At 69.0% G+C, this 9,780-nt stretch carries 9 protein-coding genes, 1 tRNA gene and 1 other RNA gene; 4 read left to right on the forward strand and 7 right to left on the reverse strand.

The features are described from left to right. The 3 genes from ASJ79_RS10950 to ffs form a co-directional block, all read right to left on the reverse strand. Positions 1 to 1,376: DNA polymerase III subunits gamma/tau (locus ASJ79_RS10950; protein WP_231750815.1), on the reverse strand; the 1,376-nt coding region annotated here is incomplete at its 3' end. A gap of 26 nt (positions 1,377 to 1,402) precedes the next feature. Beyond that, positions 1,403 to 2,704: an aminotransferase class I/II-fold pyridoxal phosphate-dependent enzyme gene (locus ASJ79_RS10955; RefSeq protein ID WP_067955015.1), complete on the reverse strand. Its 1,302-nt coding sequence runs from the start codon at positions 2,702 to 2,704 to the stop codon at positions 1,403 to 1,405. 31 nt (positions 2,705 to 2,735) lie between these two features. After that, an RNA gene (gene ffs / locus ASJ79_RS10960) (signal recognition particle sRNA small type) lies at positions 2,736 to 2,830 on the reverse strand. Positions 2,831 to 2,922: 92 nt separating this feature from the next. Between ffs and ASJ79_RS10965 the strand changes: the two genes are divergently transcribed. From ASJ79_RS10965 to ASJ79_RS10980, 4 genes are all read left to right on the forward strand, one after another. After that, a tRNA-Ser gene (locus ASJ79_RS10965) sits at positions 2,923 to 3,008 on the forward strand. A 70-nt stretch (positions 3,009 to 3,078) separates the two neighbouring features. After that, entirely contained in the window at positions 3,079 to 3,795 is a 717-nt protein-coding gene (locus ASJ79_RS10970) for a hypothetical protein (RefSeq protein WP_067955017.1), read from the forward strand. A gap of 57 nt (positions 3,796 to 3,852) precedes the next feature. Further along, complete coding sequence (locus ASJ79_RS10975) at positions 3,853 to 4,872, forward strand: S1C family serine protease (RefSeq protein WP_067955020.1); 1,020 nt, start codon at positions 3,853 to 3,855, stop codon at positions 4,870 to 4,872. A gap of 49 nt (positions 4,873 to 4,921) precedes the next feature. After that, positions 4,922 to 5,998 (forward strand): dihydrodipicolinate reductase, encoded by a 1,077-nt coding sequence (locus ASJ79_RS10980; RefSeq protein ID WP_067955022.1) that lies wholly within the window; start codon positions 4,922 to 4,924, stop codon positions 5,996 to 5,998. On the opposite strand, the gene ASJ79_RS10985 is transcribed toward ASJ79_RS10980, so the two are convergent. From ASJ79_RS10985 to ASJ79_RS11000, 4 genes are read right to left on the reverse strand one after another with little or no spacing between them, the layout of a single operon-like run. Then, complete coding sequence (locus tag ASJ79_RS10985; protein ID WP_067955024.1) at positions 5,995 to 6,744, reverse strand: thioesterase II family protein; 750 nt, start codon at positions 6,742 to 6,744, stop codon at positions 5,995 to 5,997. The two genes, ASJ79_RS10980 and ASJ79_RS10985, sit on opposite strands and share 4 nt — an antisense overlap. Then, positions 6,741 to 7,247 (reverse strand): hypothetical protein, encoded by a 507-nt coding sequence (locus ASJ79_RS10990; protein ID WP_067955031.1) that lies wholly within the window; start codon positions 7,245 to 7,247, stop codon positions 6,741 to 6,743. The genes ASJ79_RS10985 and ASJ79_RS10990 overlap by 4 nt, the downstream gene beginning before the upstream one ends. Before the next feature lie 23 nt (positions 7,248 to 7,270). After that, a complete protein-coding gene (gene ligD / locus ASJ79_RS10995; protein ID WP_067955026.1) occupies positions 7,271 to 8,320 on the reverse strand; it encodes a non-homologous end-joining DNA ligase in 1,050 nt (349 codons plus the stop codon). Continuing rightward, positions 8,321 to 9,379 carry an ATP-dependent DNA ligase gene (locus ASJ79_RS11000; protein WP_067955028.1) on the reverse strand — a complete coding sequence of 353 codons (1,059 nt, stop codon included), beginning with the start codon at positions 9,377 to 9,379 and terminating at the stop codon, positions 8,321 to 8,323. Between the last annotated feature and the right edge of the window lie 401 nt (positions 9,380 to 9,780).

Raw genomic sequence — 9,780 nt, forward strand, 5'->3', positions numbered from 1 at the left:
ACGCGTCCCCACCACCCAACATCTCCCCCGCCCCCACGGCCCCGGCCGAGCGGGGACGACCCTGGGAAGTGACAGCCGAGGTCAGGGATGAACTGTGCCGGTTGGTGGTCAACTCCGTCAGTCCCCGCCGGTGGTTGCGGAGGTACCTCGCTCCTGCGGACGAACTGCTTGCGCGGCGCGGCAGGCGCCGCCGCGGCGATGTCGTCACTGGCCGGGATCGACATGTCCAGCCGGGTCTCGATGCGCTCGACGCGCTGCAGCAGCGCGGCCTCCGTGTCGCTGGCCGACGGCAGCAGCAGCCGCGCGCACACGACCTCCAGCAGCAACCGCGGTGCCGTGGCGCCGCGCATCTCCCCCAGGCCGGCGTGCACGACCTCGGCGTAGCGGGTCAGGGTCGCGGTGCCGAGCCGTGCGGCCTGCTCGCGCATCCGCTCCAGCACGTCCTCGGGCCCGTCGACCACCCCGCGGGCCACCGCGTCGGGCACGGCCTGCAGCACGATCAGATCGCGGAACCGTTCGAGCAGGTCGGTGGCGAAGCGGCGCGGATCGTGCCCGGCGTCGATGACGCCCTCCACCGCGCCGAACAGCGCCGCCGAGTCGTTGGCCGCCAGCGCGTCGATCGCGTCGTCGATCAGCGCGACGTCGGTGGCACCCAGCAGCGACAGCGCCCGCTGGTAGGCCACGTGATCACCGTCGGCGCCGGCGAGCAGCTGATCGAGCACGCTGAGCGTGTCGCGCGGTGAACCGCCGCCGGCGCGGATTACCAGCGGGTACACCGCGTCGTCGACCTGCACGTTCTCGGAGGCGACGATCTTCTCGATCAGCGTGCGCATGGTGCGCGGCGCCAGCAGCCGGAACGGGTAGTGGTGGGTGCGCGAACGGATGGTCGGCAGCACCTTCTCCGGTTCGGTGGTGGCGAACACGAAGATCAGGTGCTCGGGCGGCTCCTCGACGATCTTGAGCAGCGCGTTGAAGCCGGCCGTGGTGACCATGTGCGCCTCGTCCACGATGAAGATGCGGTAACGCGACTGGGCGGGGGCGTAGAACGCGCGGTCGCGCAGCTCACGGGTGTCGTCCACACCGCCGTGGCTGGCCGCGTCGAGTTCGGTGACGTCCATGTTGCCGGGCCCGTTGGGGGCCAGCGCGATGCACGAGTCGCACACCCCGCACGGCGTGGCCGTCGGCCCCTCGGCGCAGTTGAGGGAACGGGCGAGGATGCGCGCCGACGAGGTCTTGCCGCAGCCGCGCGGTCCCGAGAACAGATAGGCGTGGTTGATGCGGCCGGAGTTGAGCGCCGTCGACAGCGGCTCGGTGACGTGTTCCTGGCCGACAACCTCTGCGAAGGTCGCCGGTCGGTACTTGCGGTAGAGAGCCACGGAAGCAGGCTACCGACCCGGTCCGACTACTTCTCGCGGGGCAGCGTCAGCAGCCGCTCGGTGGCCGACAGCAGCGCGCAGGTGGCGAGTCCGTCGATGGCCTCGCGCAGGTCCGACAGCGCAGGGAACGTCGGCGCGATCCGGATGTTCTTGTCCTCCGGGTCTTTTCGGTACGGGAACGACGCACCGGCCTCGGTGACCGCGATACCGGCGTCCTTGGCCAGCGCGACCGTGCGCTTGGCGGTGCCGGGCAGCACGTCGACGCTGATGAAGTAGCCGCCCTTGGGTTCGGTCCAGGACGCGATCTTGGGGTCCCCGAGCCGGTCATGGAGGATCTCCAGCGCGAGGGCGAACTTCGGTGCCAGCAACTCGCGGTGCCGGCGCATGTGCGACCGCACGCCCTCGGCATCGCCGAAGAACCGCGCGTGCCGCAACTGGTTGACCTTGTCCGGGCCGATCGACTTCTTCCCGGCGTGCCTCAGATACCACGCGATGGTGTCCGGCGAGCCGCCGAAGAAGCTGACCCCGCCACCGGCGAAGGTGATCTTGGACGTGGAGGCGAAGATCAGCGGCCGGTTGGCGTGGCCGGCCGCCGTCGCCAGCCCCAGGACGTCGACCTGCGCGACGAAGTCGTCGGTGAGGGTGTGCACCGCGTAGGCGTTGTCCCACATCAACCGGAAATCCGTTGCTGCGGTGGGCATCTGGACGAGGCGGCGGACCACCTCCGGCGAGTAGATGATTCCGGTGGGGTTGGCGTACACGGGCACACACCACATGCCCTTGATCGCCGGGTCGGCGGCGACGAGCTCTTCGACCACGTCGAGGTCGGGGCCGTCCTCGCGCAACGGCACCGGAATCATCTCGATGCCGAGGCTCTCGGTGATCGCGAAGTGACGGTCGTAGCCCGGGGCCGGGCACAGGAACTTCACCCCGGGGCCGTCCCGGAGTTCGTCGATCCAGGGCCGGGGCGAGTCGACGCCGCCGTGAAGCAGCGAGAACACGATCGTGTCGTGCATGTACTCCAGGCTGGCGTTGTTGCCCGCGATCAGGTTCGGTACCGGCACGCCGAGCAACTCGGCGAAGATCGCACGGAGCTCGGGCAGCCCGTGCAGACCGCCGTAATTGCGGGTGTCGGTGCCCTCGGCGTCCCGAAACTCACCGGCGCCCGGCAGCTCCAGCAGCCCGTTCGACAGGTCGAGCTGGTCCGGGGACGGCTTGCCGCGGGTCAGGTCGAGGCGGAGGTTCTTGGCCTGCAGGTCCGCGTAGTTGCGCTGCTGCAGCTCGTGCTGTGCGCGCAGATCGTCGCGGCCCAGCGAATGAAACGACACCGCTCGCCTTTCACCGTCTTGCGGATGAACGTAAAGGGGACCCCGCGCACCCGCCAGAGCCCGTTGACCCTTGCTGCCTTCCGGCCCTGGGGGAGTTCACAGGATGGACGCCGCGCGGGGTCCACGGCGAGTGTAATACCCCCGGCTCGCCGCGCGGCTACGAGGAGCTGACCGACTGATTTACAAGACCGGCCCGCGGGTCGGTTACCATGGCCGACGGAGGATTCGCCTAGTGGCCTATGGCGCTCGCCTGGAACGCGGGTTGGGTTAACAGCCCTCGCGGGTTCAAATCCCGCATCCTCCGCACTCGCCCGGGGTGCGACCGGCTGACCATTCGCATGGTCGCACCTCGGGCAACACGATCGAGGAGGAGTATGGGCCGCACCGTTGCGGTAATCTGGCACGCGTCGTTCTCCATCGCCGCCGGCGTCCTCTACTTCTTCTTCGTCCTCCCCCGCATGCCGGAGCTGCTGGGCGACGTCTCGGCCACGCTGGGCACGGTGCTGCGCATCGTGGTCGGCGCCCTGATCGGTCTCGCCGCGCTGCCGGTGGTGTTCACGCTGCTGCGCACCCGTCGTCCCGAGTTCGGGACGCCGCAGATGGCGCTGAACCTGCGTACGGCGTCCATCGTGCTGCACGTGCTGGCGGGGGTGCTGATCATCGCCACCGCGGTCACCGAGATCTGGGTTTCGCTCGACTCGGCGGGCCAGTGGTTCTTCGGCATCTACGGCGCAGCCGCCGCGCTCGCGCTGCTGGGCGTGTCCGCGTTCTACCTGGCTTTCGCGGCCGAGCTTCCGCCGCCTCCACCGAAACCGCTCAAGGCCAAGGCGCGGACGAGCCGCCGCGGCCGGAAGGACTCCCCGGCAGAGACCGAGGAAGCCGACGAAACCGAGTCCGAGACCGACGAAACCGAGACCGCCGACGAGGTCGAGGAGGAGCCGGTCGCCGAACCGGAGCCGCAGGCCGAGTCAGATTCCGGCCCGGCGGACGAGGAGCCCGGCGGCAAACTCCGGAATCGCCGTCCGACCGGCAAGGGAGCGGTGCCGGGCAGGCGCAAACGCACGCGCGGCGGCGTCGCCGTCGAGGACTGAGCGAGCGCTCAGAAAACTGGCCCACGTCGACAGCAGCCGACGGCGCAGCCACTATTGATGGGTATGGGGCCGATTCGCCGACACCGGATACTGCTGATCGCGCTGGCCGCGGTCCTCGCTCTCGTCACTCCGGTGACGCCCGCGGCGGCGGCGCCCGGCGACCCGGTCGCCGCGGCGGCACAGGTGGAACCGGCCGTGGTCCGCATCGACACCGAGGTCGACTACCAGGGCGTGATCGGCCTCGGCACCGGCATCGTGCTCGATCCCGGCGGCCAGGTGCTGACCAACTTCCACGTCGTGCAGGGCGCGGACCGCATCACCGCGACCGTCGGCGGGCGGTCCTACCCCGCGCAGCTCATGGGATACGACCGCGGACGCGACATCGCGGTGCTGCAGCTGCTCGGCGCCGGCGGTCTGCCGGTGGCCCCCATCGGTGACGCCTACGCGCTGGCTCCCGGCCAGCCCGTCATCGCCCTCGGCAACGCGATGGGCACCGACGCGCCGCTCACCCGCGAGGTCGGCACCCTGACCGCGTTCGGCCGGACCGTCGAGGCCGAGGACACCCTGACCGGCACCAAGGACGAGTTGACCGGGCTCTTCGAGTTCGCCGCGCCGGTTCGCGCCGGCGACTCCGGTGGTCCGGTGGTCGACGGCGAAGGCCGGGTCGTCGGCATCACGACCGCAGCATCGGTGAACTTCCGGATGGGTCCCGGCGGGAAGGGCTTCGCCATCCCGATCAACGACGCGATGGCCGTGGCCGGGCAGATCCGGGCCGGGGTGCCCTCCGACAGCGTGCACATCGGTCCGCCCGTCCTGCTCGGTGTCGGCGTGCGCACCACCCCGCGTGACGAACCCGGTGTGCTGGTGCAGGAGGTGATGACCGGTGGCCCGGCCCAGCTGGCCGGGGTGATGCCGGGCGACGTCCTCACCGTGCTCGACGGCACCACGCTGGACTCCACCAACACCCTGACCTCGGTGCTCGACCGGCACTATCCCGGTGACGTGCTGGACCTGACGTGGATCGACCGGGCGGGCCAGACGCGCACGAGCAAGGCGGTGCTGACGCCGGCCGTCTGATTTCACCGAATCCGGCCGGACGCACCACCGCCAAACCTATGCTGAGCGAGTGCCCAACACTGTGTCATACCGGGTCGTCCAGTGGACGACGGGAAACGTAGGAAAGTCCTCGGTCGCCGCAATCGCAGACAACCCGAACCTGGAACTCGTCGGTTGTTACGCCTGGTCGGACGACAAGGTCGGCCGTGACGCGGGCGAGCTCGTCGGCATCGAACCGTTGGGGGTGGCCGCCACCAACGACATCGACGCGCTGCTCGCCCTGAAACCGGACGTCGTGGTCTACAACCCGATGTGGATCAACGTCGACGAACTCGTCCGGATCCTGGAGTCGGGCGTCAATGTGGTCGCGTCGGCGTCCTTCATCACCGGACGCAACCTCGGCGCGGACCGCGACAAGCTCGTCGACGCATGTCAGCGGGGCGGGTCGACGCTGTTCGGCTCCGGGGTCAGCCCCGGCTTCGCCGAGTTGCTGGCCATCGTCGCGGGCACCGCGTGCGACCGCATCGACAAGGTGATCATCGCCGAGTCCGCCGACACCACGCTCTATGACTCCCCCGACACCGAGCGGCCGGTCGGGTTCGGCACCGCGATCGACGACCCGGGGCTGCAGCCGATGGCCTCGAACGGCACTGCCGTGTTCGCCGAGGCGGTGCAGCTGGTCGCCGACGCGCTGGGCATCGAACTGGACGAGATCACCTGCGTCGCCGAGTACGCCCAGACCACCGAGGATCTCGTGATGGCGTCGTGGACGATCCCCGCCGGCCACGTCGCCGGTGTGTATGCCAGCTGGCGAGGCATCTACCAGGGTGAGACCGTGATCGACGTCAACGTCCGCTGGAAGAAGGGCCAGACCCTCGACCCCGACTGGCAACTCGACGGTGACGGCTGGAAGATCACGATCGAGGGCCGGCCCACGGTGAACATGCAGGTCGGGTTCCTGCCGCCGCAGGACATGATCGAGAACGCCAAGACGATCGAGGATTTCTTCGTGCTCGGCCACATCATGACCGCGATGCCTCCGATCCACGCGATCCCGGCCGTCGTCGCGGCGGCGCCGGGCATCGCGACGTACAACGATCTGCCGCTGCCCAATCCGCGCGGGGTGGTGCCCGTCCGCAGGCCCTAGTCCGCAGCCCGCAGCGTCCGCGCGATCACCTCGATGACCTTCTGCGGCTGTTTCTCCAGATAGAAGTGGCCGCCGGCGAAGGTGTGCACCTCGCCGCCACCGGTGGTGTGCTCGTGCCACGCGCGCGCATCGGCCTCGCTGGTCTTCGGATCGTCGGTCGCCGTCATGACCACGACCGGAGCGCTGATCCCGACGTCGGTCCCGCGGTGGTAGTCCTGCAGCGCCCGGTAATCGTTGCCGAAGGCCGGCAGGAACGTCGCCAGGAGATCGGGGTTCTCCAGGACACGGGGGTCGGTGCCGCCGAGGTCACGCATCACGCCGACGAGGACGGTGTCGGTCGTGACCCTGCGCTCGTCGCCGTAACGGCTCGGTGCCCGAGAGCCGGACGCGAACACCGTCACCACCTGCGGTCCGCCCGCGGCTTCGCAGCGCCGCGCGACCTCGAAGGCGAGCACCGCCCCCATGCTGTGCCCGAAGAACGCCAGCGGCGCGTCCGGAACCGCGCTCAGCGCGGCATAGGCCTGGTCGGCGAGGTCGTCGATGGTCTCGATGAACGGCTCGCTGTAGCGGTCCTGGCGGCCCGGATACTGCACACCGAACACGTCGAATTCCGGTGCCAGCGCCGCCGACATCGGAAAGTAGTAGCTCGCCGAACCACCCGCGTGCGGGAAGCACACCAGGCGGATACGGGCGGTGGGCGAAGGGTGGAAGTTACGCATCCAGCGATTGCGCGGCGGTGTCGTCATGGCACGGGCACCGGCTCGCCGGCGGGGGCTGGTGGCGGTTCGGCAGCGGGGGCCGGCGGCACCTCGACGACCCGCACGACACGCGCCGACAGCTGCGCTCCGGGCGGGCCGTCGACCACCACGTCCTTGAGGATCTCGGCCTGATCGCCGGTCACGGTGAACTGTCCGGGCTGTGGCTGATGCCCGCCCAGCACTTCGTATTCCACGGTGAACGGGGTCTCCGGGAACGGGTGCAACCCAACGTATTTGGGGTCGATCGTGTACGTGTAGAAGCACGGCCCGGCCGGGTCGCAGTGTTGCGCGGTGACCACGACGCCGATGAGGAACTCCTCGTCGGTGGGAACCGACGGCGGGGGCGGGGTCGGAGGCCTGCGCTCCGGGGCCGCGACGTCCTGCTGACCGCGGCTGCCGAAGATCATCATCGTCGCGACGCCGATGCCGCTGACGAGCAGGCCGACGATCGCCAGCGCGGCGAGCAACTTCCGGAGGGTGGCGATCGGCATGCACAGCAGGGTATCCGGCCGCACTAGTCACCGATGCGATTGCCGTCCTCGTCCCAGTGCGCGGCGACCTTCTTGCTGGGCTGAACGCGCGGCGGTTCGCCGGGCATCTTCGGGTAGTTCGGCGGGTACGGCAGGTCGCCGAGGCCGCGGTCCTCGTCGGCCTCGACCATCGTCAGCAGCTTCTCGATCGACTGCGCGTTCTTGTCGATGTCCGCCCACGGGTCCGGCCGTCCGGCGACGAAATCCGGCACCGTCAGGATCGTGTAGTCGTCGGGCTCGGCGTCGCGGAGCTCATCCCAGGTCAGCGGCGTGGAGACCGTCGCGATGGGGGTCTTGCGCGCCGAGTAGGCCGACGCGAAGGTGCGGTCGCGCGCATTCTGGTTGTAGTCGATGAACAGCCGCTTGCCCCGTTCCTCCTTCCACCACGACGTCGTCACCGCATCAGGAGCACGCCGCTCGACCTCACGGGCCAGCGCGATCCCGGCGCGACGCACCGCGATGAAGTCCCAGTCGGTCGCGATGCGCAGGAACACATGCACGCCACGCCCACCCGAGGTCTTGGGATAACCGACCAGACCGAGCTCGTCGAGTAGCGGCTTGAGCACGTCGACCGCGACGCTGCGGGCTTCGGTGAACCCGGTGCCCGGCTGCGGGTCCAGGTCGATGCGCAGCTCGTCGGGATGTTCCGTGTCCGGACAGCGGACCTGCCACGGGTGCAGCGTCACCGTCCCCATCTGCGCGGCCCACGCGATCGCCGCCGGGTGGGTGATCTTCAGTGCGTCCGCGGTGCGGCCGGACGGGAAAGTGACGGTGCAGGTTTCGAGGTAGTCCGGATGTTTCTGCGGCACCCGTTTCTGGTAGATCTCCTCGCCGTCGATGCCGTCGGGGAACCGCTGCAGGTGCACGGGCCGATCACGCAGCAGTTCGACCATCCGGTCGGCCACCGCGAGGTAGTACTCGACGAGCCTGCCCTTGGTGCCGTCGCTGCCGAGCTTCGGGAAGTACGGCTTGTCCGGATTGGTCAGCCGGACCTTGATCCCGTCGACGTCTATTTCGGTTGCGGCACTTGGCATCTATGACTCCAGCACGTCGTAGAGGTCGTAGTTCAGCGGAACGTCGAGCTGATCGAACGTGCAGCTGGCCGGATCCCGGTCGGGCCGCCAGCGCAGGAATTTCACCGCGTGCCGGAAGCGTCGGCCACTGTCGGTGTTGCCCTCCATCTGGTCGTAGGCCACCTCGCAGACGCGCTCCGGCCGCACCGGGATCCACCGCTTGTCGGCGGCCGAGTTCCACCGGCTCGGCTCGCCCTCACGCATGTCGTCACCGATGCGCAGCGGCTCCAGGTCGGCCAGCAGCTTCGTCCGCGCCTTCGCGGTGAACGACGCGGCACCACCGACCATCTGCAGTTCACCGTCGTCGCGGTAGAGGCCGAGCAGGATCGAGCCGATCCCCTCGCCGCTCTTGTGGATGCGGTAGCCGATCGCCACGCAGTCCGCGTCGCGGTGGTGTTTGACCTTGATCATCTCGCGTTTGCCCGGCAGGTAGGGCCCGTCCAGGCGCTTGGCGATGACACCGTCGAGCCCGGCGCCCTCGAACTCGTCGAGCCACTGCGCGCCGAGCGCGGGATCCTCGGTGGTGCGGGTGACGTGGCACCACTGTTTATGATTCACCGCGCCGATGAGCGCTTCGCGGCGTTTACGGAACGGTTCCTTCATCAGCGAGGTGTCCCCGACGGCCAGCGCGTCGAAACCGATGAAGTGCGCCGGCGTCTGCTCGGACAACATCTGGATCCGGGATTGCGCCGGGTGGATCCGCTGGCTCAGGGATTCCCAGTCCAATCTGATCCGCCCGGCGATGTCGCGGGGAACGACGATCTCGCCGTCGAGTACGCACCGCGGCGCGAGTTCGTCGCGCGCGGAGTCGAGCACCTCGGGGAAATAGCGGGCCAGGTCCTTGCCGCTGCGTGACAGCAGCACGACGTCATCGCCGTCGCGGAAGACGAGCGCGCGGAAGCCGTCCCACTTGGGTTCGTACGACCAGACGCCGGGTTCGTCGGGCACCTTGGTCTGCGCCTTGGCCAGCATCGGCTCCAGCGGTGGCCTCACCGGCAGGTCTGAAGGCATGGTCTCCATACTCACGTAGACCGGGGTACCCGGGCAATGTCATCGCGGGCACTGTCATCGTGTGAGCCCGTGGGCTGGGCCCGGCCAGGTTGCGAACTCGGACGGGCATTTCGGCGATGCGCTGGGGCAAGACCACCCGGCGTGCGTAACACCGCATCTTCAGAACGGGGGTGGGTCGTTGCCGTAGTCGGGTGGGGGTCGTTGGATGGCGGGTTGTCGGTCAAGGGCGCGGTGTTGTTCGAGGGCGCGTTGGGCGGCGTTGTAGTCCCGCTCGGCCTTGACCCTGGCCTGCTCCGCGTTTTTCAGACTGCGGATTTCGCGGGAATTAAGCCGCGAGCTGTGAATTCATATATTCGGTGCGGACTTCATGCGGTGTGCGGTAGCCGAGCGCGGAGTGAAGTCTGCGTCGA

The organism is Mycobacterium sp. NAZ190054, assembly GCF_001545925.1.
Lineage (GTDB): Bacteria > Actinomycetota > Actinomycetes > Mycobacteriales > Mycobacteriaceae > Mycobacterium.

Coding starts and splice junctions, on each gene's coding strand:
- ASJ79_RS11000 (WP_067955028.1), bottom strand. CDS start 9,379: ATGGAGACCATGCCTTCAGACCTGCCGGTGAGGCCACCGCTGGAGCCG.
- ASJ79_RS10990 (WP_067955031.1), bottom strand. CDS start 7,247: ATGCCGATCGCCACCCTCCGGAAGTTGCTCGCCGCGCTGGCGATCGTC.
- ligD (WP_067955026.1), bottom strand. CDS start 8,320: ATGCCAAGTGCCGCAACCGAAATAGACGTCGACGGGATCAAGGTCCGG.
- ASJ79_RS10985 (WP_067955024.1), bottom strand. CDS start 6,744: ATGACGACACCGCCGCGCAATCGCTGGATGCGTAACTTCCACCCTTCG.
- ASJ79_RS10970 (WP_067955017.1), top strand. CDS start 3,079: ATGGGCCGCACCGTTGCGGTAATCTGGCACGCGTCGTTCTCCATCGCC.
- ASJ79_RS10975 (WP_067955020.1), top strand. CDS start 3,853: ATGGGTATGGGGCCGATTCGCCGACACCGGATACTGCTGATCGCGCTG.